Source organism: Candidatus Omnitrophota bacterium, assembly GCA_041653595.1.
GTDB lineage: Bacteria > Omnitrophota > Gorgyraeia > Pluralincolimonadales > Pluralincolimonadaceae > Pluralincolimonas.
Genome location: JBAZFB010000001.1, coordinates 148,969 through 168,497, shown reverse-complemented (window position 1 = coordinate 168,497; position 19,529 = coordinate 148,969). Strand labels below are relative to the sequence as shown.

The window sequence follows — 19,529 nt, the reverse complement described above, 5'->3', positions numbered from 1 at the left end:
AAATGAAAGAAGAGGGGGATACCGATGAAATTGACGACAAAAGGACGGTACGGGACGCGGTTGATGCTGGATCTGGCGCTCCATTATGGAGACAATCCTGTTTTTCTCAAAGATGCCGCAAAGAGACAAGAGATATCGGAGAAATACCTCTGGCATTTGGTACCGCCTTTGAAGAACGCGGGCCTGATAACATCTGTCAGGGGCGCTCACGGCGGCTATTCCCTGGCCAGGCCGCCGGCTCATATAACCCTGAAAGAGATACTGCTTGCGGTAGAAGGGCCGATATCATTTGTCATGTGCGTCGGCGATTCCTCCGCATGCGCGCGGTCGGAGACATGCGCAACGAGGGATATCTGGAGCGAATTATCGGAAAAGTTTTTAGGGATACTGGAATCGGTCACGCTTGAGGATATAGCAGAGAAGCAGAAGAGCAAATACGGGTCTTTAGCAGCGTACAATTACGTAATTTAAAAAAGGAGGGAAAGATGCCATTCGTAAATTTGAAACTAGTCGGTAAGCTGACAAAAGAACAGAAGAAAGAGATCGCCGAGAGATTTTCAGAGACGCTCCTGAAAGTGGCCGGAAAACCTAAAGAGAGCCTGTATCTGGTCTTCGACGAGGTCAACGGCGAGAACTGGGCCCACGGCGATAAGCTATTGGGCTAAGGCCGGACAGGAAAATGACGATGGAAAAGAGCGACCAGAAGAAGAACATAATAAATGACGCGATAATAAAGGAGCTGAGCGACGCCGTGCACAAGATCAAGTACGGCGATATAAATATTACCGTGCATAATTCGAAGATAGTGCAAGTAGAGGTATCGGAGAAGAAACGGTTTGACGACGTTTGGACCGTCGAGGAAGGGGGTGGTATATGATACCCTGCGGCGCAGCCGAAGGGTAGTTTAGGTTTTTGTGTTTGCCGGACCACCGGGAACCTTATAAATCAAAAAAGCACCTGAGCGACCAGTCAACTGGGGTTTAAGGGCCATTGCTTGGAGGTCGTTCATGAAAATAGCGGCATTGTTCGTGTTGGTAGTTTTATTGACTGTGGTTTATCCGTTCGAAGAGGCGAACGCCGGAGTCCCGCTCAATAACCTTGAAGGCGTGGGCGGTATAGCGTTCAACCCGCTGGCCTATACGGCCGGCACCGCTATCGAATCGGACAAGAAATCCGGGGAAAAAGAGGGGGAAAAGGACCTCACTTATAAGGATGTCTTTTCCAAACCTCAGTTCGGCGTATGGTACGTGAACTTAAACGACGTCAAGGTCGGTTGGACGAGTATCGGGACCGCGGAGACGTTCTTCAAAAGGCTCGAGGTCTCGTATGCCCATGAAATAATAGCTCCGCCAGGGAAGAACATCCATAAGGACAACGTAGGCGCCAAGTTGTTATTGCTGCCGGAGAACTTCAACAATAATAAGTTCCTTCCCGCAGTATCGGTCGGAAGCGTATGGAAACATGCGAATAATGTCGCTCCGGGAGTGGATGACAGCGATTTTGACATCTACGGTGTCGTGACGAAGCTGATAACCCAGACGCCGAGGCCGGTGCTGATATCGGGAGGCCTCCTCTCGACGACAGGATTGGCCACGGGAGTGTTTGGGTTTGACAAGAACAGGAAGCAGGTAGGTTTTGCCAATGTCGATATCCTGCCGTTCGACAATCTCGCGATCGGGTTCGAGTATAAACAAGGCGCGAGGTTCAAGGACTTCAAGAACGCGGATTACTGGGATGCGCATGTGGCCTGGTTCGCGAACAAGAACCTGTCTCTCGTACTTGCTTATGTCAATGCCGGAAACAGCAAATCGACCTCGAGAGTAGGTTTGGGCGAGGGAGTAGTCTTGAGCGCGCAATACGCGTTCTAAAAACATTTGGGTCGGGAGGAAGATCCCTCCCGACCCGGAAAAGGAAGGATAAAGATGAGTAAGATAGACAGTAAACTGAAAGTGGAGTCACTGGCTTTACACGGCGGGCAGGAAGCAGACCCGACGACAGGCTCGAGGGCGGTGCCGATATACCAGACGACCTCGTACCAATTCAAGAACACGGAGCATGCCGCCAATCTTTTCGGGCTTAAAGAATTCGGGAATATCTATACTCGCCTGATGAACCCGACAACCGATGTTTTTGAAAAGCGTATCGCAGCTTTAGACGGCGGCGTAGGAGCATTGGCTGTCGCGAGCGGCCAGTCAGCGATAACGCTGGCCCTCCTTAATATAGCCAAAGCCGGGGACGAGATCGTCTCGGCGGATAATCTCTACGGGGGAACGTATAACCTGTTTCATTATACCTTCCCGAAATTTGGGATCACCGTAAAGTTCGTGAAGTCAAACGACCTCGACGCGCTCCAGAAAGCGATCACGCCTAAGACGAAGGCCTTCTATGCCGAGTCGATAGGCAATCCCAAACTTGACGTGGCCGACCTGGAAGGCATCGCGGGGGTCACGCACAAGAACGGGATACCTTTCGTGCTCGATAATACGGTATCGCCGTATCTCTTGAGGCCTATCGATTTCGGCGTCGATGTCGTCGTTTATTCGGCGACGAAATTCATCGGGGGCCACGGGACCTCCTTAGGCGGGGTGATAGTCGATTCAGGCAAATTCGATTGGGATAGCGGAAAATTCCCGCTCATCTCAGAACCTGATCCCAGCTATCACGGCATCGACTTTATCGAGGCCTTGAAACCGATGGGCAACATCGCCTATATCATCAAGGCGAGGGTCACGCTCTTGCGCGACCTGGGCCCCGCGCTATCTCCGTTCAATTCGTTCCTGTTCCTGCAGGGGCTCGAGACCTTGCACCTGAGGTTGCCGCGCCATTCCGAGAACGCGCTTGCGGTCGCGGAATATCTCTCGCGGCATCCGAAAGTGGGCTGGGTCAATTATCCGGGCCTTAAGAACAGCCCGGAGAAAGACAGGGTAAAGAAGTACCTGCCTAAGGGCGCCGGCGCGATACTCGGATTCGGCATAAAAGGAGGGCTTGAGGCGGGAAGCAGGTTCATTAACTCCCTTGAGCTTATATCGCACCTTGCAAATGTCGGCGACGCCAAGAGCCTGGCGATACACCCGGCCACAACGACGCATCAACAGCTTTCAAGCGAAGAACAGTTGGCGACCGGAGTAACACCCGACTTCGTAAGATTATCTATCGGCATCGAGCATATTGATGATATAATCAGGGACATAGAACAGGCCTTGGAAAAGGCATAACTATCAAGGAGACAATAAGATGGCGAGGATATTTGACGATATAACAAAGACGGTGGGCAACACGCCGCTGGTCAGGATAAATCGCCTTACGAAGGGCCTGAACGCGACAGTTATCGCGAAACTCGAATCTTTCAATCCGCTATCCAGCGTCAAGGACAGGTTAGGCGTCGCGCTGATCGAGGCGGCAGAGAAAGCGGGCAAGCTCAAGAAAGGCACCGTCATCATCGAGCCGACGAGCGGTAATACCGGCATCGCTCTAGCGTTCGTCGCCGCGGCAAAGGGCTACAAACTGGTCTTAACGATGCCCGAGACGATGAGCGTCGAGCGCAGGCAGCTGCTTAAGATCCTGGGAGCGGAGATAGTCCTGACAGAGGGCGCAAAAGGCATGAAGGGCGCTATCCAAAAAGCGGAAGAACTCGTAAAAAGCACCCCTAACGCTTTTATGCCGCAGCAATTCGACAACCCCGCCAATCCCGAGATACACCGCCGCACGACGGCCGAGGAGATACTTAGGGATACCGACGGCAAAGTCGATGTGTTTATCTCAGGGGTCGGCACCGGCGGCACGATAACAGGCGTCGGGGAGATCCTGAAAAAGAAGAACTCAAAAGTGAAAATAATCGCGGTAGAGCCGAAAGATTCTCCTGTATTATCCGGCGGGAATCCGGGCCCGCATAAGATACAGGGAATAGGCGCGGGATTTGTCCCGAATGTATTGAACAAAAACATAATAGATGAGATAATCCAGGTAACCGCCGAAGACTCCGGAGCGACCTCCCGCAGGCTTGCGAAAGAAGAGGGCATACTTGTCGGGATCTCGAGCGGAGCCGCATTATGGGCCGCTTTGGAAGTCGCGAAACGCCCGGAATCGGCGGGGAAAACAATAGTCGTCCTGCTTCCCGATACGGGAGAAAGGTACCTGTCAACCTGGCTGTTCCAGGAGTAAACTCCTAAGGAGAAAGAAAATTGAAACGCAAAGTATATCTGGATCATAACGCGACAACGCCATTGCATCCGGAAGTGAAGAAGGCGATGATAGAAGCGATGGACGCCTTCGGCAACCCTTCGAGCCTGCACAGCTTCGGAAGGCAGGCGCGGCGCCTCATCGATGACGCGAGAGAGAAGATAGGCGCGTTCATCGGAGGAAAAGCCGAGGACATTGTCTTCTCCGGAAGCGGCTCCGAGGCGAACAACACCGTCTTGAACCTGCTTTATTGCGCCGCGAGGCACTGCGAAGCGCCCCACACAAAAAGACACCAAATAATCACATCGCAAATAGAACACCCCTGTATCCTGGAAGCGGCGGCATGCCTCGAGGAGAGGGGCATCGACGTCGTCTATTTGCCCGTGCATAAGACCGGGAAGATAGATATGGACAAATATTCATCGGTCATATCGGATAAGACCGCGCTCGTCACGGTCATGATGGCCAATAACGAGATCGGCACCATACAGGACATAAAAGAGATAGGCAGGATCGCCCATAAACACGGCGCGATGTTCCATACAGACGCTATCCAGGCTGTGGGCAAGATACCCGTCAATGTCCATGAGCTGGGCGTCGATTATCTTTCGCTCTCGGCCCATAAAATATACGGGCCCAAAGGCGTCGGCGCGCTGTATGTTTCGCCGGGCGTGCCGTTCTGTCCGTTCATACGCGGTGGTCACCAGGAGAGGGGCAGGCGCGCCGGAACAGAGAACACGATAGGAATCGCAGGTTTCGGGAAAGCCATCGAGATGCGCGTTACCGAGATGGCCCCTGAAGCGAAACGTTTATTGTCGCTTAAATCTAAACTCAAAGCTGGCATCGAAAAAAATGTCCCGAATATCCAGTTCAACGGCCATCCGACCGACACCCTGCCCGGAACTTTAAACGTCTCATTCTTCGGAGCAGAAGGGGAGGCGATACTTCTCTACCTCGACCTCGAAGGGATAGCCGTATCGACCGGTTCGGCGTGCGCGTCCGGCTCGCTTGACCCGTCGCATGTCCTGATAGCGGCCGGCCTTCCGGCAGAAGAGGCGCACGGCTCGATCAGGATGAGCCTCGGAAGGGATAACACCGAAGAGGATATCGACTACACGGCAGAGAAGATCGCGCTGGTCATCGACAAGATCAGAAAAATGTCTACGGTAAGGTGAGGCCATGGACAATAAATTTGAATGGGTATATTCGGAAAAAGTAAAAGACCATTTCATGCATCCCCGCAACGTCCTTGCGGACGAGGCGGCTTATCACGCGGACGGCAGGGGCATCGTCGGTAATATCAAATGCGGCGACGAAATGGTCGTCGCGATAAAGGTCGACAAGAAGAAAAATACGATCGCCGACTGCAAGTGGAAGACATACGGCTGCGCCAGCGCGATCGCCAGCACGTCCATACTTTCAGAGATCGTGATAGGAAAGACGCTCGATCAGGCATACCACCTTACCGCAAAAGATATCGCGAAAGAGCTCGGAGGCCTTCCAGAGTACAAGATCCATTGTTCGGTCCTCGGGCATAAGGCGCTGCGCGCGGCGATAAACGATTATTACACCAAAAACGGCATGCTCGACAAGGTCGAGGAAGAAAAAGCCCATATCGTCTGCCAGTGCATGAACGTGACCGACATGGAGATAGAGCACGCCGTGCTGGAGGGCGCCAGGACGTACCTTGAACTGCAGGAACACACGAAACTCGGCACCGTCTGCGGGCAATGCAAGGATAAGGCGATAGAGCTGCTCGAGGAGTACAAGAAGAAGCATTTTTCAAAATAGGGCTGAAAGATGATTAAGCTTCCGGAAGATGTTATAAAATTTTTCCACAGCCAGCATTTTACGATAGTTTCGACGGTAGACCCTGACGGGATGCCGCATATCTCATGCAAAGGTATCGTACAGATAGATCCGGACGGGACGATATACCTCCTCGACCTCTACACCGGCAAGACGCGCGCTAACCTCGAAAGGAATCCCGCGATAAACTTGAGCGCCGTCGACGAGCATAAATTCAGGGGCTACAGCCTGAAAGGCACGGCGAAGATAATAAAAGAAGAAGAGCTGAAATCGCATATAATAAAGGCATGGGAAGAAAAGCTCACCGCGAGGATAACCCACCGGCTCATCAAGAACCTGAAAGGCGAGCCGGGCCACGAAAGGCATCCCGAGGCGCAGCTCCCGAAGCCGAAATACCTTATAGTAATGACAGTAAGCGATATAGTCGACCTCACCCCGCCGCCGCTCAGATAAGTGGACAAATCCCCCCAAAGAAGTTAGAATATTGTCTATGTTAGAAGCCGGAATGCAGCCCCATGTTACAAAGCTCGTCGCCGAACTCGGCGACCTTGGCGTCTTTATCGCGATGTTCCTCGAGTCGAGCATCGTGCCCCTGCCTTCCGAGGTCATAATAATCGGGGCCGGGGCGTTAGGCCTCTCGTTATGGTCGGTGACGGTATTCGGCTCGCTTGGCGCTACGCTCGGAGCGATAGTCGGATACATGATAGGGAAATACGCGGGAGCGCCCGTCATCAAAAGATACGGCAAATACGTATTCATAAAGCCCCACCATATTGACAAGGCCGAAGCATTCGCGAAAAAACACGGCGCATGGGGCGTACTGATCGGCCGTCTTTTGCCGATCATCCCGTTTAAAGTCTTCTCTATCGCCTCCGGTATAACCAAGCTCCCTTTAGGGCCTTTTATCCTGTGCACCTTCATAGGCGTCGTCCCGAGGATAATACTGCTCACGCTTTTCGGCACGAGCCTCGTGAAATACACTAAACCGACGGTCATCGCCGTAGGCCTGCTGGTATTGATATTCGTATCTTATAAGATAACGAAAAGGATATTTTATATGAACGGGAAAAAGAGATGAGCCTCCTGTTGCTTGTCGTAGTCTGCATCGCGCTGCTTGTTACGGGATATATATTTTACGGCTCGTTCTTGTCCGGGCTCCTGAAGCTCGACTCGAAGGTAAAGACGCCCGCGCATGTGTTCAAGGACGGCATCGATTTCGTCCCGACCGGAAAGTCTTACCTGCTGGGGCAGCATTTCTCCGCCATCGCCGCGGCCGGGCCGATCGTAGGGCCGATAATAGCGGGCATATGGTTCGGCTGGCTTCCGACCGTCCTCTGGATAATAATAGGCAGTATATTCATCGGCGGAGTCCACGACTTCTTCTCGCTTACGGCCTCTATCCGCCATCAGGGGCGCTCTATAGCCGAGGTCATCAAGGAGCATAAGAGCAAGAGGGCGTTCATACTTTTCCTCATTTTCCTTTGGGTCTCGCTGGTATACATAATCACCGCTTTTACCGATATAACGGCAGGGGCTTTTGTCGCCGCGCAATCCGGGCCGGCGGTCGCGTCGTCATCGATGATGTACCTGCTGTTGGCCCTTATCATGGGAATGGTGCTGAGAGGGTCTAATCCGCCGCTTTTAAAGATGACCCTCATATCATTACCGCTCGTCCTGCTGTGTATCTATCTCGGTTCGATATTTCCCCTCCATATCCAGCCGCTTTTCGGGACTAGCCTGCGCACGACGTGGGATATACTGCTTTTGGGCTACTGTTTTTTCGCGGCGGTGATACCGGTATGGCTCCTTCTCCAGCCGAGGGGATACCTCGGCGGGACGTTCCTCGTATTTACCGCCGGGATAAGCTTTATAGGGCTTGTGGTAGGCACATTTACACAAAGCTACGTGATACAGTATCCGGCGTTCGTAAAATGGGTCAACCCGCAGGGCCTGCCTCTTTTGCCGCTTCTTTTTACGACAGTGGCCTGCGGCGCCTGCTCGGGCTTCCATGCGCTGGTATCTTCGGGCACCACCTCTAAACAGATATCTAACGAGAAAGACGCCAAGCCCATCGGCTACGGCGGGATGCTGCTTGAGAGTTTCGTCGCGGTGATCGCCCTGGGAACGCTGCTCCTTTTGAGTAAAGACCAGATGATGACGCTAAAGACGCCCGACCAGATATACGCTAACGGCATAGCATCTTTCCTGAACAGCCTCGGGATAAACAGGGATTTCGCGTTCAATTTCGCCCTGCTAGCGTTCGCCACATTCGTATATGACACCCTCGACGTGGCCACGAGGCTCGGCCGTTACATATTCCAGGAGCTGACGCACGTCCGCGGGAAGATAAGCATCTATGTCTCGGCGCTGGCCACATTGCTCCTGCCGCTCTTCTTTGTCACGAGGGAGATGAAGGACGCGCAGGGCAACATCATCCCGGTCTGGCAGCTCTTTTGGACCGTCTTCGGCGCGAGCAACCAGCTGCTTGCGGCGCTGGTCCTTTTGGGCCTGAGTGTCTGGCTTTTCAAGAAGAAAGGGAATTTCATTGTCACGCTCATACCGTCGATATTCATGATCATCGTGGCGATGGTATCGCTATGGCTCCTCTTAAAACCGTGGATACAGAAGATCCTGTCGGGAGGCACGTTCGCGTTCGAGCCGATCGTCCTTACCATAATAGCCCTGTTTATACTAGCGACATTCCTTATAATAGAGGGTGCAGCGATATTCATAAAAGGCAAGGTCCCGCCTCAGCGGGGAAAGGACCTCAAGTGCCGCGTCCCGTAAGTAGCGTTGACTATTATGATATCGCGGTCGTAGGCGGCGGCCCGGCCGGGGCCATGGCCGCGATACGCGCCGCGCAGCTGAAAAAGAACGTCGTCCTGGTCGAGAGGAACGCATCTATCGGCCGGAAGATACTGATAACCGGCAAAGGCAGGTGCAACCTGACCAACACCGCCGATATGGAAACATTCATGCAAAAATTCGGCAAACAGGGGCAGTTCCTGCGTTCAGCGTTCTACGAATTCTTCAACGACGACCTTATTAATTTCTTTAAAGAATACGGCCTCTCAGCCAAAGCCGAAAGGCAGGGCAGGGTATTCCCGTCCGATGACAAGTCGATGTCCGTGGTCCGCGCCCTCGAAAAGGCGCTTGCCGAGACCGGCGTCCACGTCCTTACCGGCTCGCGCGTGATGGGCATAAGGAATGAGGGCGGTATATTCCATTTGAAGTTCGAAGGCAGGACAGAGATATGGACCAACCGGCTCATCCTCGCGACAGGCGGGGCTTCCTATAAGGCGACGGGTTCTACCGGAGACGGTTTCCATTTCGCGAAATTACTCGGCCATACCTTTAACCCCTTAAGGCCCGGGCTTGTTCCGTTAAAGACCAAAGAGCCCTGGGTCACGGAGATGCAGGGGCTGACGCTGAAAAATGTCCGGATCACTTTCGAATGCGGCGGCAAAAAAATACATTCCGAAATAGGCGAGATGCTATTTACGCATTTCGGGGTCCCGGGCCCTTGATCCTCGACTTAAGCTCGCAGGTCGTCGAACTTCTCGGGGATAAAAAAGAAGTTACGCTTTCTGTCGACCTTAAACCAGGGCTCACCAAAGAGCAGCTCGATAACAGGATGCTGCGCGATATAGAGGAGCATGGGAGCATAAACATAAAGACGCTTCTTAAAGATATGCTGCCGCTGAAGATGATCCCGGTATTCGCTTCGGCGCTTAATCTTGACCCGGCAAAGAGGATCAACCAGCTTGCCAAGGGAGAGAGGGAAGGGATAACGGCGCTGCTCAAGGATTTCAGGATGACGGTTGTAGGCGCCTTGCCGCTCGAGGAGGCTATGGTCACGTGCGGCGGCATCCCGGTCAAGGACATTAACCCGCGCACGATGGAGTCGCGGATCATTCCCGGCTTATATTTTGCCGGCGAGATAATAGACGCGACCGCGCCGAGCGGCGGTTATAACCTTCAGCAGGCATTCTCTACGGGGTATCTGGCCGGGGAGAGCGCGGCGAATCCCGAACTTTCCGGAAAGGGCGGGACAAGTGCGTAAGATAATACTCGCATCGCAATCGAAACAGAGGCAGAAGCTCCTGAGGCAGATAGGCCTGCGATTCGTTTCCGCCAGATCAGATGTAAAAGAGGATATGAAGCTTAAAAGCGGCTGCGCTGACCTGGTCATGGATAACGCGCTGAAAAAGGCAGAAGACGCCGCGAAAAGACACCATTCCGGCATCGTCATCGCCGCCGATACGGTCGTCCTCTCCGGCAAGAAGATAATCGGCAAGCCGAAAAACCTCGACGACGCGTTCAGGACGTTAAAACTCATCTCGCGCAGGCCCCAATGGGTCTATACCGGGATGGCGGTGATAGACATCGATAACGGGAAGGTGCTTATGGATTTCGAGAAGACGAAAATATACATGTACCGCTTAAGCGACAGGCAGATAAGGAATTATTTCAGGAAGGTCTCGCCGCTTGACAAGGCGGGGAGTTTCGATATACAGGGACTGGGAAGCGTATTCATCAACAGGATAGAAGGCTGCTTCAACAATGTCATCGGCCTGCCGTTAGCGAAGCTGGCAAAGATGCTTAAAAAAATAGATATTGATCTTTTTGCCTGAAGCGGCGTGTTATTTCCTACATTAGGGAAATAGAGAGGTTGCGCAGGACCGGGATAGCTTCCTTGACCACGGCCGGGTCGAACTGGGTCCCGGCGCATTTTTCGATCTCGTCGCACGCGGAGTCCTTGCCCAGGGCCTTGCGGTAAGTCCTTGTCGATGTCATCGCGTCGAAAGCGTCGGCGACCGAGATTATCCTTGTTCCTAAAGGTATCTGGTCGCCCTTAAGCCCCATCGGATAACCCTTCCCGTCATAGCGTTCGTGGTCGGAGCTGGCTATCAGCGCTATATCCTTAAAGTCCGTGATCGTCTCGAGCAGCTCACGCGTAAATACGGCGTGTATCTTCATCGTCGCGAATTCCTGGGGCGTGAGCTTTCCGGGTTTGCTTATGAGGCTTTTTGCGATGCCCAGTTTCCCGACGTCATGGAGCAAGGCGGCCCATTTTGTCTTGGTTATCTCGTCGTGGGAGAGGTTCATCGCGAGCGATACTAGCATCGAATAGACCGAGACCCTTTTGGAATGCCCGATCATCGAAGGGTGTTTTGTGTCTATAAGCTGCGAGAAGACCTCGCAGGCGATACCTACCGCGTCGACGCTTCCGGGTATATCCACGGGGCCGGTCTCTGCCCTTACCCTGTTAAATACAGCCGGTATCTTCTCCTTGGCCGATACCTCCTCGATAAGCCCTTCGTCCCTGAGGACCCTTATGGCCGTTTCGACGAGCTCGGCCGAGACGCGCTCATTCGACCACGAGGAGATCTCCTTCTCTATCGTTTTTATGCCGCGCACCGATTCGTTCCTCATGAGCATATCCAGCTGGTCGGAGAGCAGTATTATCTGCGCGCCCAAAGGGATCTCATTGCGCTGCTTACCGAGCGGATAACCCCTGCCGTTATACCGTTCATGGTGGTTTAAGATAAGCTTGGCTATCGTAGAGAGGTTCGGTATCTGGCTGGTCAGTTCCGCGCCGATGATAGGATGGGAGAGTATTATCGGGTCCTTAGTCGGGTCTTCCTGCGCGAAAAGATAATGCGTTATATGTTCGGGAAGCGCGAGATAACCGATGTCATGCAGGAGCGAGGCGTAAAATATGGTCTTTCTTTCGTCGGGGACGGTCGCCTTCGCGAATTGAGAGGCGAATATGCCTACGCGCCATGAGTGGTAAAGGTTGGTGCCTTCGCTCATGACATCAAGGACATAAGCGATAGCGGAGACGAGTTCATTAATGGTGCGAGTTGTATTTATGTCCATATTGTTATATAAATTTATCATATAAATTTTACATTGTCAATTCATCTCTGCCGGATGTATAATTACGTCGATGAGCGGATTTAAAATACTCTATGAAGATGACCACATAATAGTTGCCGATAAGCCGGCCGGGATGCTGGTGATACCGACCCCTAAAGGGGAATCGAATACCCTCACGTCCCTTTTGAATAGGGAGCTCGACGCCCGCGGTATAGAGGCGAACGCCCACCCGTGCCACCGCATTGACAGGGATACTTCCGGGCTCATAATATATGCTAAGGGGAAGAAGGCCCAGCAGGCGATGATGGAGGAGTTCAGGGCCCGCAGGGTCAAGAAATCATACATCGCTTTTGTCCACGGACGGCTTGTCAGGAAGGCGGGCGCGATCGACCTTCCGATAGAGGGCAAGAAGTCCGTGACAAAATACAAGGTGCTCGAGGAGCGAAGGGATTTTTCGGTCGTAGAGATCGAGCCGGAGACGGGCAGGACCAACCAGATAAGGATCCATTTTAAGTCGATAGGCCATCCGCTGGTCGGAGAAAGAAAATTCGCGTTCGCCAAGGATTATAAACTTAAGTTCAGGAGAGCTGCGCTTCATTCCCACAAGATAGGGTTTGAAGATCCGTTTACGAAAAAACCCCTTGGTTTTACGACTCCGTTGCCGGAAGATATGGCGAAGTTCCTTGAAGCGACCCCTATTGTATATGCGGGGTGAGGATTATTTCGAGATCGCTTTGCGAGGCGGCGGAGAAGAAATACTTGTCGAACTCCGCGTCCTTCCGGAGCCCTCCGATCGGGATCGATTGGCCGTCTGCCGCGATGACGGTCGTGCTTAACGTCTTGATATCTATTGTCCGGCGTTTCCTGTCCCGCATGAAGCTTATTTCGGGGGTGAGAGTTATCTCCACGGCGTTATTCCCGACTATGCGGGGCTTGACCTTCAATTTAGTCCCGATATCTTTTATCACGGTCTCTTCCTCTTCCAGTATGTAGCCGCGCTTAAATAGGAATCTCCTGTAATAGGCCACGAACGGCACTTCTTCCCCGACGAATATGCTCGCCGAAAAACCGTCCAACACGACGATAAATTGTTTTGTGTAAGAGCTGTTTTTTCCGGCGCGCCATTGCGCCGAGCCGATCCCCCGGCCCGCCTCGCCGGACTGCCTGTATTCCACGTCGATGCGTATGTTCCGCGGCCGGTAGTCCTCTCCGGCGGTCGCATGGGAATAGGACAAAAATACGGCGGCAACGATCGTTATCAGCTTAATATATCTCATGGATATATGATATCATTCCCGAGAGGATAATAAAATATATTTATGCCGGAAATTTAAGTCCCGCTCGGCCTTTCTTTATTACTCGCTTCCACAAAATATCTACTGCGTCATAAACCGGCTCTTCGCGAGACGTTAAATTTCCGGCATTGATATAACTCATGATTCTTGTTATAATTACTAAACCATGAAGTCGTATACCGAATACCTCGTATTCAATACCGAAAATAGGTATGAGATAGTAAATATTACCGCCCAGGTCGAGAAGGCGCTCGATAAGAGCGGCATAAAGGAAGGGCTTTGCCTCGTGAACGCCATGCATATCACGGCGAGCGTCTTCATAAATGACGACGAGGACGGGCTGCACCGGGATTTCCTTGATTGGGTAGAGAAACTGGCGCCTTACGGCGTAGAGAAATACAGGCATAACCGCACCGGCGAGGATAACGGCGACGCGCACCTCAAAAGGACCATAATGGGCCGGGAAGTAGTCGTGGCCGTGACGAAGGGGAAGCTCGATTTCGGGCCGTGGGAACGGATATTCTACGGCGAGTTCGACGGACAGAGGCGCAAGAGGGTACTGGTCAAGATAATAGGGGAATAATATGAAGATAGAGTATAAAGGCGACGAGATAATAATATCGGACTTCAAGCCGCTGGAGGCGTACAAGATCGCGCGCAGGCTCGAGGCCGAGGGTATAAATTTTTACAGCCTTTTCCTGTCATCGGTGGATGATGTGGAGGCCGAGAAGGCGGTCTATTCGCTCCTTACCGAAGAAAGGAAGCACCTGAAGTTCTTTAGCCAAAAGGCCGAAGAGCTCTCCGGGCCTTTCGACGAGAACAGCATAGTCGACGAGATAGATACAAGGGTCTTCGGGGCTCTCGGCGAGTCGGTCGACCTGGCCGCCATAATAAAAGACGAGAAGAAAGCGATAGAGCTGGGCATATTTTTCGAAAAACGCTCCGTCAGCTTCTTTAAAGCATGCCTCGGCAAGACGGCCGATGCCCCGGCAAAGAAGGCTTTTGAGGATATAATAAAAGAAGAGGAGAAGCACCTCGAGTCGCTAAAAGGGATCCTGAAAATCTGGAGGGGCGTGTCATAAGATGGGGGAGAACCTCTTTTTCCAGTGGCACATAACCGACGCGTGCAATTTCAGGTGCCGCCATTGTTACCAGCATGATTTCACGAAGGCCTCGGACCTTCCGCTGGCCGCCCTCATCAAGATATATGAGAATATCGCCTCGAGCGCGGCCGGAAGGAAGACGAAGATAAACCTCACCGGCGGGGAACCTTTCCTGAGGAAGGACTTCTTCGGCCTCCTGCGCTATCTCGACAAGCACGATACCACCGAAGAGCTTGCCATAATAACGAACGCCAGCCTTATCGACGAGGATGCCGTCGCGAAACTCAGGGAGATAAAGAAATTAAAGCAGGTCAAGATATCCCTCGACGGGGCGACTGAGAAGACTAACGACGCGATACGCAAGGCCGGCGCTTTCAGGACGGCCCTCGAAAAGATAAACCTGCTCCAGGAGAAGGGCGCCTTCGAGGTCATAATAATGCTCACGGCGATGCGGTCGAACACCTATGAGCTGCCCGCGCTTTTCCAGCTGTGCAGGGACCTCAAGGTCGACGGCCTGATAATAGAGCGCTTTATACCGCTGGGCCAGAGCAAGGGCCTCAAATCCGAGGTCATAGATAAGGAAGACTGGAAGCGGCTGGTCGGCGAGATATGCGAATATATGGAGGTCGACGCGCGCGGGGACGATATGCTGCCCTGCAAGGCGTTCTGGATAAAATTCAAAGAGGGCGACGCGGAACTGCTCGGCGCGGAATGCAACCTCGGCGAGGACGCCTTCGCTATACTGCCCAACGGGGACCTGCTCCCGTGCCGCAGGTTCGCCATAAAGATCGGCAACCTACTCGATAAGGGCCTGAAGGATATAATAAACGAAAGCAGGGTGCTCAAGGAAGTGACCGATAAGGGAAAATTAAAAGGCAAGTGCCGTACCTGCCGTATAGTTAAATGCCGCGGATGCCGGGCTTTCGCCTACGCGGTGGGGGACGATTACCTGGCCGAGGACGGGCTCTGCTGGATATAAAGGAGATAATTTTCGAAGATGCCTACTTACGATTACGAATGCCAGAAATGCAAGCATATATTTGAGGTCTTCCAGTCGATGGCCGACAAGCGCCTCGAGAAGTGCCCCAAATGCGGCGGCAAGGTCAAGCGGCTCATAAGCGGGGGCGCCGGCGTGATATTCAAGGGCTCGGGTTTTTACGAGACCGATTACAAGAAAAAGTCCCAGCCGTCTCCCTGCGAGAAGGCGACCTCGAGCTGCCCCTCAGGCTGCAAACATAAACACAAATAGAAAAGGCTTTCTATGCGAGTCGCGATGTATTATAGCAACAATGATGTCCGCCTCGAAGAGGCGCCTATACCCGAGACAGGGCCGGGCGAGATCCTCATCCGCGTGGCCTCGAGCGGTATCTGCGGAAGCGACGTCATGGAGTGGTACCGCATCAACAGGGTGCCGCTTGTCCTCGGCCACGAGATAGCCGGTACGGTTGAAAAGACCGGCGCGGGCGTAAAGAATTTAAAAATAGGCGACCGCGTCGCCGTATCCCACCACGTCCCCTGTAATAAATGCCATTATTGCCTCAACGGCCATGAGACCGCCTGCGAAACACTGCGCAAGACAAATTTCTATCCGGGAGGATTCGCCGAATTCGTCCGTGTACCGGCGATAAACATAGAGCAGGGCGGCGTCTATCCGCTGCCGGCAGGCGTCTCTTTTGACGAGGCGACATTCATCGAGCCTCTAGCTTGCGTCCTGCGCGGCCAGAGGATAGCAGGGGTCAAAAAGGGCCAAACCGTCCTCGTGATAGGAAGCGGGATATCAGGGCTACTGCATATCCAGTATGCGCGGGCGCTCGGCGCAAAACTTGTAGCAGCGACGGATATTTCGCAATACCGTATTGATGCTGCCAAGAAGTTCGGCGCGGACAGCTCATTTAGCGCTAAAGAATATTCCCCGGAAAAATTGAAAGCCATAAACAGCGGCATGCTCGCCGACGCCGTCATCCTGTGCGCCGGCGCAAGGCCGGCAGTAGAGCAGGCGCTGGCCTCGGTCGAGCGCGGCGGGACCGTCCTTTTCTTCGCGGCCGCCGAGAAAGACCTCGCGCTTCCAAGATCGATAAATGATATCTTCTGGCGCAACGAAGTGACCCTTACAAGCTCTTACGCGGCGAGCCCCAAAGAACATCTTGAGGCCCTCGAATTGATAAGGTCGGGCAAGGTCAACGTAAAGGACATGATAACGCACCGGTTCGCCCTGGCCGACGCGGGAAAAGGTTTTAAGCTCGTCGCGGGCGCCGCAGATTCAATAAAAGTCATCATTGAACCCCAGAAATAAATCAGGTATACTTTAAAAAATAGGAGGTAGCGCTATGGCCGCATTATTTATCATTCTTGTCATCGTAGTCGTCGCTGTGCTTTGGCTAATCGGCGTTTATAACGGCCTCGTCCAGCTGAAGATGCGGGTCAAGAACGGCTGGGCCCAGATAGACGTCCAGCTCAAGAGAAGGCACGACCTTATCCCGAACCTCGTCGAGACGGCGAAGGGATACATGAAATTCGAACGCGAGACCCTCGAGAACGTCATCAAGGCGCGCACCCAGGCGACCCAGGCGACGACGGTCAAGGACAAAGAAGGCGCGGAGAACATGCTTACCGGCGCGTTGCGTTCCCTGTTTGCCGTGGCGGAGAAATATCCGGACCTGAAAGCGAACCAGAACATGCTGGCGCTGCAGGAAGAGCTGACCTCTACCGAGAACAAGATCGCCTTCGCAAGGCAGTATTACAACGACGAGGTCACGCGCTATAATACTACGGTCAAGACATTCCCGGCCAATACGGTCGCCCCGGCGCTAGGTTTCGCGCCTGAAGAGTTCTTCGAACTCAAGGACCTCGCAGAGAGGGAGCCGCCAAAAGTCAGCTTCACCTAGAGTTAAATGCCCTACTCATTTGTCGTGATAGAGAAAGAGAAGACGCGGGTAATAAAAGCAGTCTTCGTCTTTCTGCTGGTATTTTATTTCCTCGTCGCCGAACTCCTCTGGATAGTGACGAGGATGTTTTTTAGTTCCCCGTCTTCGTTCGCCGGCCCGGCGCAGCTCTTCTCCCCGGGAGAATTTGTGATAGTATTTGCCGTTGCCCTCGCGGTCGCATCCCTCCATTGGTACTATTCGACCCGGAATATGATAGCGGATGTGACGAATCTTCTCGACGCCAGGGCGCCGGACCCCGGGGATACCTACCATAAGACGTTCCGGAATGTCGTCGATGAGGTTTCTATCGCCACAGGCGGAAGGAAGATCGGATGCTACGTCGTGCCCTCGAGCGGGATGAACGCCTTCGCCGTATCGGATCTCGAGGGAAATTCCGCCATAGGCGTCACCGAGGGGCTGCTCTCGAGGCTTAGCAGGAGCCAGCTCGAGGCGGTCGTCGGCCATGAGGCCGCGCACATCGCCTCCGGCGACAGTTTTTCGACGACGGTGATATGCTCCCTCTTCGGTATCTACGGCGCGCTCCTCGAAGGGATCAACAGGATCACCCTGAGGAGGTCCGGCGACAGCTCCGAAGAGAGGGTCAGCGTCGGCGCGAGGTTCGGGGCGTATCTCCTGGTCGTCTACCTGGTCCTTCTCGTCGTAAAAGGCGCGAACCATCTCCTTAATATGTTCATCTCCAGGCAGCGCGAATACCGGGCCGACGCCGTCGCGGTCCGCCTTACAAGGGACCCTGTAGCGCTCTCCGAGGCCCTCTATCTTATATCAAGGGGGTGGCGCGGAGTGGGAGTGATACCCGGCTCGCTCTCGCCGATATTCATAACTGCCCCGGATACCGACAGCCTCTCGGAGTCCGAGGGCATATTTTCCGACCTCTTTTCGACGCATCCGCCGGTCAAGAACCGCCTTAATATACTGCTCGACATGGCGCACTCCGACCTGCAGTCGTTAAAGAGAGGGATAAGGACGACGCCTAAGACAGTGGTCGAAGAGGAACCGGTCGAATTGGAAGGGCTTTCCGTTGACGCCCGGAAGGGATGGCCGTTCTGCCCTAAATGCGGCCAGGCGCTTTCGGAAATATCATATGAGGGCGCGCCGGCAATGAAGTGCCGTTTTTGCGGAGGGGTTTTGGCCGCCTCTGACGTAGCGAGCAGGGTGATCGCGAGGGAAAATTATTTATTTCCCGGAGAGATAAGAGAGGCCGCCGAAGCGCTCATGAAGAGCCATTGGAGGGAGAACCCGCCTAACTTCTTTAACGTGACAGATAAGCTGGCCTGTCCCAAGTGCCGGGAGGCGATGGAACGCGGCTTCTTCACATACGGGCTGCCGGTCATCATAGATAAATGTTTTAAATGCGGGAATATCTGGTTCGATAAGGGTGAACTCGAGATGCTCCAGTACCTGATCGAAAAGAGCAGGAGCGGGGAGCTATAAACGAAACGTTTCTACAACCCCTTGAAAAATCAGGCAAATAGGGTATAATTAGTTATACTGCCTACCAAAAAAGGAGCTACAACATGGATTGGGGACTCAAGAACCGTTTAAGCCGGATAATAAAGCCGGACGGCCGCACAGTCATGCTCGCAATAGACCACGGATATTTCCTCGGACCCGTACAAAGATTAGAAGATCCCTCCAAGACTATCAAACCGCTGCTTCCTTATACAGACGCGCTCATGCCCACGCGGGGGGTGCTGCGGAATTGCGTTGACGCGGGCATCGATATACCGATAGTCCTCAGGGCCTCAGGCGGGAACACCATAATAGGCGAAGACCTCTCCAACGAAGAGATCACGGTTTCGATGAAAGACGCGGTTCGCCTGAATGTTTCGGCCGTGGCGTTCTCTATCTATATAGGTTCGAAGCATGAGCACCAGACTATCGTAAATTTTTCAAGGCTCGTCGACGAGGGGATGGAATACGGGATACCGGCATTGGCAGTGACCGCGGTCGGGAAGGAACTTGAGAAGAGAGACGCCCGTTACCTGTCGCTCTGCTGCAGGATCGCCGCGGAATTAGGCGCAAGTTTCGTTAAGACTTATTATTGCGAAGATTTCGAGAAAGTGGTAAAGAGCTGCCCTGTGCCGCTCGTCATCGCAGGCGGCCCGAAGTTAAAAACGGAGACAGACGCGCTCGAGATAGCGTATGAGGCGATAAGGCGCGGCGCTTGCGGGGTGGATATGGGCCGCAATATATGGCAGTCCGGAAATCCGGTGGCGATGATAAAGACGATCCGCGCCATCGTCCACGACAACATCTCTATTGACAAGGCGAAGCAGATGCTGGATACCCTCAAAGGCAAGACTAAGCCCTGAACG

General features: G+C 53.4%; 25 protein-coding genes. 23 read left to right on the top strand and 2 right to left on the bottom strand.

Going from position 1 to position 19,529, the window contains the following annotated elements:
• The first annotated feature begins 24 nt into the window (after positions 1–24).
• From WC317_00820 to WC317_00755, 14 genes are all read left to right on the top strand, one after another.
• On the top strand, positions 25–471 hold the full coding sequence (locus WC317_00820; protein MFA5338676.1) for an Rrf2 family transcriptional regulator: 447 nt from the start codon (positions 25–27) through the stop codon (positions 469–471).
• Positions 472–485: 14 nt separating this feature from the next.
• Positions 486–665 (top strand): 4-oxalocrotonate tautomerase family protein, encoded by a 180-nt coding sequence (locus WC317_00815; protein ID MFA5338675.1) that lies wholly within the window; start codon positions 486–488, stop codon positions 663–665.
• Positions 666–685: 20 nt separating this feature from the next.
• On the top strand, positions 686–877 hold the full coding sequence (locus tag WC317_00810) for a YezD family protein (GenBank protein MFA5338674.1): 192 nt from the start codon (positions 686–688) through the stop codon (positions 875–877).
• A gap of 130 nt (positions 878–1,007) precedes the next feature.
• Positions 1,008–1,868, top strand: coding sequence for a DUF3034 family protein (locus WC317_00805; GenBank protein MFA5338673.1), 861 nt, complete (start codon positions 1,008–1,010; stop codon positions 1,866–1,868).
• 54 nt (positions 1,869–1,922) lie between these two features.
• On the top strand, positions 1,923–3,215 hold the full coding sequence (locus WC317_00800) for an O-acetylhomoserine aminocarboxypropyltransferase/cysteine synthase family protein (GenBank protein ID MFA5338672.1): 1,293 nt from the start codon (positions 1,923–1,925) through the stop codon (positions 3,213–3,215).
• Positions 3,216–3,234: 19 nt separating this feature from the next.
• Positions 3,235–4,161 carry a cysteine synthase A gene (gene cysK, locus WC317_00795; GenBank protein MFA5338671.1) on the top strand — a complete coding sequence of 309 codons (927 nt, stop codon included), beginning with the start codon at positions 3,235–3,237 and terminating at the stop codon, positions 4,159–4,161.
• Positions 4,162–4,181: 20 nt separating this feature from the next.
• Complete coding sequence (locus tag WC317_00790) at positions 4,182–5,354, top strand: cysteine desulfurase family protein (GenBank protein ID MFA5338670.1); 1,173 nt, start codon at positions 4,182–4,184, stop codon at positions 5,352–5,354.
• A 4-nt stretch (positions 5,355–5,358) separates the two neighbouring features.
• Positions 5,359–5,970 carry an iron-sulfur cluster assembly scaffold protein gene (locus tag WC317_00785; GenBank protein ID MFA5338669.1) on the top strand — a complete coding sequence of 204 codons (612 nt, stop codon included), beginning with the start codon at positions 5,359–5,361 and terminating at the stop codon, positions 5,968–5,970.
• Between the two features lie 9 nt (positions 5,971–5,979).
• Entirely contained in the window at positions 5,980–6,441 is a 462-nt protein-coding gene (locus tag WC317_00780) for a pyridoxamine 5'-phosphate oxidase family protein (protein MFA5338668.1), read from the top strand.
• A gap of 37 nt (positions 6,442–6,478) precedes the next feature.
• The gene (locus WC317_00775) at positions 6,479–7,066 is read left to right on the top strand and encodes a DedA family protein (protein MFA5338667.1); all 588 of its coding nucleotides are present in this window, start codon (positions 6,479–6,481) and stop codon (positions 7,064–7,066) included.
• Positions 7,063–8,775: a carbon starvation CstA family protein gene (locus WC317_00770; GenBank protein ID MFA5338666.1), complete on the top strand. Its 1,713-nt coding sequence runs from the start codon at positions 7,063–7,065 to the stop codon at positions 8,773–8,775. The genes WC317_00775 and WC317_00770 overlap by 4 nt, the downstream gene beginning before the upstream one ends.
• The gene (locus tag WC317_00765) at positions 8,760–9,515 is read left to right on the top strand and encodes an aminoacetone oxidase family FAD-binding enzyme (protein MFA5338665.1); all 756 of its coding nucleotides are present in this window, start codon (positions 8,760–8,762) and stop codon (positions 9,513–9,515) included. Before WC317_00770 ends, WC317_00765 begins: the two co-directional genes overlap by 16 nt.
• A complete protein-coding gene (locus WC317_00760; protein ID MFA5338664.1) occupies positions 9,512–10,051 on the top strand; it encodes an NAD(P)/FAD-dependent oxidoreductase in 540 nt (179 codons plus the stop codon). Before WC317_00765 ends, WC317_00760 begins: the two co-directional genes overlap by 4 nt.
• Positions 10,044–10,622 carry a Maf family protein gene (locus WC317_00755; protein MFA5338663.1) on the top strand — a complete coding sequence of 193 codons (579 nt, stop codon included), beginning with the start codon at positions 10,044–10,046 and terminating at the stop codon, positions 10,620–10,622. Before WC317_00760 ends, WC317_00755 begins: the two co-directional genes overlap by 8 nt.
• Before the next feature lie 16 nt (positions 10,623–10,638).
• Here WC317_00755 and WC317_00750 read toward each other — a convergent pair whose 3' ends face one another.
• Positions 10,639–11,871 (bottom strand): HD domain-containing phosphohydrolase, encoded by a 1,233-nt coding sequence (locus tag WC317_00750; GenBank protein MFA5338662.1) that lies wholly within the window; start codon positions 11,869–11,871, stop codon positions 10,639–10,641.
• Between the two features lie 70 nt (positions 11,872–11,941).
• Here WC317_00750 and WC317_00745 point away from each other — a divergent pair, with 70 nt between their 5' ends.
• The gene (locus WC317_00745) at positions 11,942–12,586 is read left to right on the top strand and encodes an RluA family pseudouridine synthase (protein MFA5338661.1); all 645 of its coding nucleotides are present in this window, start codon (positions 11,942–11,944) and stop codon (positions 12,584–12,586) included.
• On the opposite strand, the gene WC317_00740 is transcribed toward WC317_00745, so the two are convergent.
• Positions 12,567–13,148: a hypothetical protein gene (locus WC317_00740; protein MFA5338660.1), complete on the bottom strand. Its 582-nt coding sequence runs from the start codon at positions 13,146–13,148 to the stop codon at positions 12,567–12,569. The genes WC317_00745 and WC317_00740 overlap by 20 nt on opposite strands.
• Before the next feature lie 184 nt (positions 13,149–13,332).
• Between WC317_00740 and WC317_00735 the strand changes: the two genes are divergently transcribed.
• Genes WC317_00735 through lsrF form a run of 8 tightly spaced genes read left to right on the top strand, consistent with a single transcriptional unit; the run spans position 13,333 to position 19,526 of the window.
• Positions 13,333–13,749, top strand: coding sequence for a secondary thiamine-phosphate synthase enzyme YjbQ (locus WC317_00735; GenBank protein ID MFA5338659.1), 417 nt, complete (start codon positions 13,333–13,335; stop codon positions 13,747–13,749).
• Position 13,750: 1 nt separating this feature from the next.
• Positions 13,751–14,248: a ferritin family protein gene (locus tag WC317_00730; protein MFA5338658.1), complete on the top strand. Its 498-nt coding sequence runs from the start codon at positions 13,751–13,753 to the stop codon at positions 14,246–14,248.
• 1 nt (position 14,249) lies between these two features.
• The gene (locus WC317_00725; GenBank protein MFA5338657.1) at positions 14,250–15,248 is read left to right on the top strand and encodes a radical SAM protein; all 999 of its coding nucleotides are present in this window, start codon (positions 14,250–14,252) and stop codon (positions 15,246–15,248) included.
• An 18-nt stretch (positions 15,249–15,266) separates the two neighbouring features.
• Positions 15,267–15,518 (top strand): FmdB family zinc ribbon protein, encoded by a 252-nt coding sequence (locus WC317_00720; GenBank protein MFA5338656.1) that lies wholly within the window; start codon positions 15,267–15,269, stop codon positions 15,516–15,518.
• 24 nt (positions 15,519–15,542) lie between these two features.
• A complete protein-coding gene (locus WC317_00715; GenBank protein ID MFA5338655.1) occupies positions 15,543–16,562 on the top strand; it encodes a zinc-dependent dehydrogenase in 1,020 nt (339 codons plus the stop codon).
• A gap of 34 nt (positions 16,563–16,596) precedes the next feature.
• Positions 16,597–17,154, top strand: a complete 558-nt coding sequence (locus WC317_00710) for a LemA family protein (GenBank protein MFA5338654.1) — start codon at positions 16,597–16,599, stop codon at positions 17,152–17,154.
• Positions 17,155–17,160: 6 nt separating this feature from the next.
• Positions 17,161–18,645, top strand: a complete 1,485-nt coding sequence (locus tag WC317_00705; protein MFA5338653.1) for a M48 family metalloprotease — start codon at positions 17,161–17,163, stop codon at positions 18,643–18,645.
• A 44-nt stretch (positions 18,646–18,689) separates the two neighbouring features.
• A complete protein-coding gene (gene lsrF, locus WC317_00700; GenBank protein ID MFA5338652.1) occupies positions 18,690–19,526 on the top strand; it encodes a 3-hydroxy-5-phosphonooxypentane-2,4-dione thiolase in 837 nt (278 codons plus the stop codon).
• The last annotated feature ends 3 nt before the right edge of the window (positions 19,527–19,529 follow it).

Coding starts and splice junctions, on each gene's coding strand:
- WC317_00820 (MFA5338676.1), top strand. CDS start 25: ATGAAATTGACGACAAAAGGACGGTACGGGACGCGGTTGATGCTGGAT.
- WC317_00815 (MFA5338675.1), top strand. CDS start 486: ATGCCATTCGTAAATTTGAAACTAGTCGGTAAGCTGACAAAAGAACAG.
- WC317_00810 (MFA5338674.1), top strand. CDS start 686: ATGGAAAAGAGCGACCAGAAGAAGAACATAATAAATGACGCGATAATA.
- WC317_00805 (MFA5338673.1), top strand. CDS start 1,008: ATGAAAATAGCGGCATTGTTCGTGTTGGTAGTTTTATTGACTGTGGTT.
- WC317_00800 (MFA5338672.1), top strand. CDS start 1,923: ATGAGTAAGATAGACAGTAAACTGAAAGTGGAGTCACTGGCTTTACAC.
- cysK (MFA5338671.1), top strand. CDS start 3,235: ATGGCGAGGATATTTGACGATATAACAAAGACGGTGGGCAACACGCCG.
- WC317_00785 (MFA5338669.1), top strand. CDS start 5,359: ATGGACAATAAATTTGAATGGGTATATTCGGAAAAAGTAAAAGACCAT.
- WC317_00780 (MFA5338668.1), top strand. CDS start 5,980: ATGATTAAGCTTCCGGAAGATGTTATAAAATTTTTCCACAGCCAGCAT.
- WC317_00775 (MFA5338667.1), top strand. CDS start 6,479: ATGTTAGAAGCCGGAATGCAGCCCCATGTTACAAAGCTCGTCGCCGAA.
- WC317_00770 (MFA5338666.1), top strand. CDS start 7,063: ATGAGCCTCCTGTTGCTTGTCGTAGTCTGCATCGCGCTGCTTGTTACG.
- WC317_00750 (MFA5338662.1), bottom strand. CDS start 11,871: ATGGACATAAATACAACTCGCACCATTAATGAACTCGTCTCCGCTATC.
- WC317_00745 (MFA5338661.1), top strand. CDS start 11,942: ATGAGCGGATTTAAAATACTCTATGAAGATGACCACATAATAGTTGCC.
- WC317_00740 (MFA5338660.1), bottom strand. CDS start 13,148: ATGAGATATATTAAGCTGATAACGATCGTTGCCGCCGTATTTTTGTCC.
- WC317_00735 (MFA5338659.1), top strand. CDS start 13,333: ATGAAGTCGTATACCGAATACCTCGTATTCAATACCGAAAATAGGTAT.
- WC317_00730 (MFA5338658.1), top strand. CDS start 13,751: ATGAAGATAGAGTATAAAGGCGACGAGATAATAATATCGGACTTCAAG.
- WC317_00725 (MFA5338657.1), top strand. CDS start 14,250: ATGGGGGAGAACCTCTTTTTCCAGTGGCACATAACCGACGCGTGCAAT.
- WC317_00720 (MFA5338656.1), top strand. CDS start 15,267: ATGCCTACTTACGATTACGAATGCCAGAAATGCAAGCATATATTTGAG.
- WC317_00715 (MFA5338655.1), top strand. CDS start 15,543: ATGTATTATAGCAACAATGATGTCCGCCTCGAAGAGGCGCCTATACCC.
- WC317_00710 (MFA5338654.1), top strand. CDS start 16,597: ATGGCCGCATTATTTATCATTCTTGTCATCGTAGTCGTCGCTGTGCTT.
- WC317_00705 (MFA5338653.1), top strand. CDS start 17,161: ATGCCCTACTCATTTGTCGTGATAGAGAAAGAGAAGACGCGGGTAATA.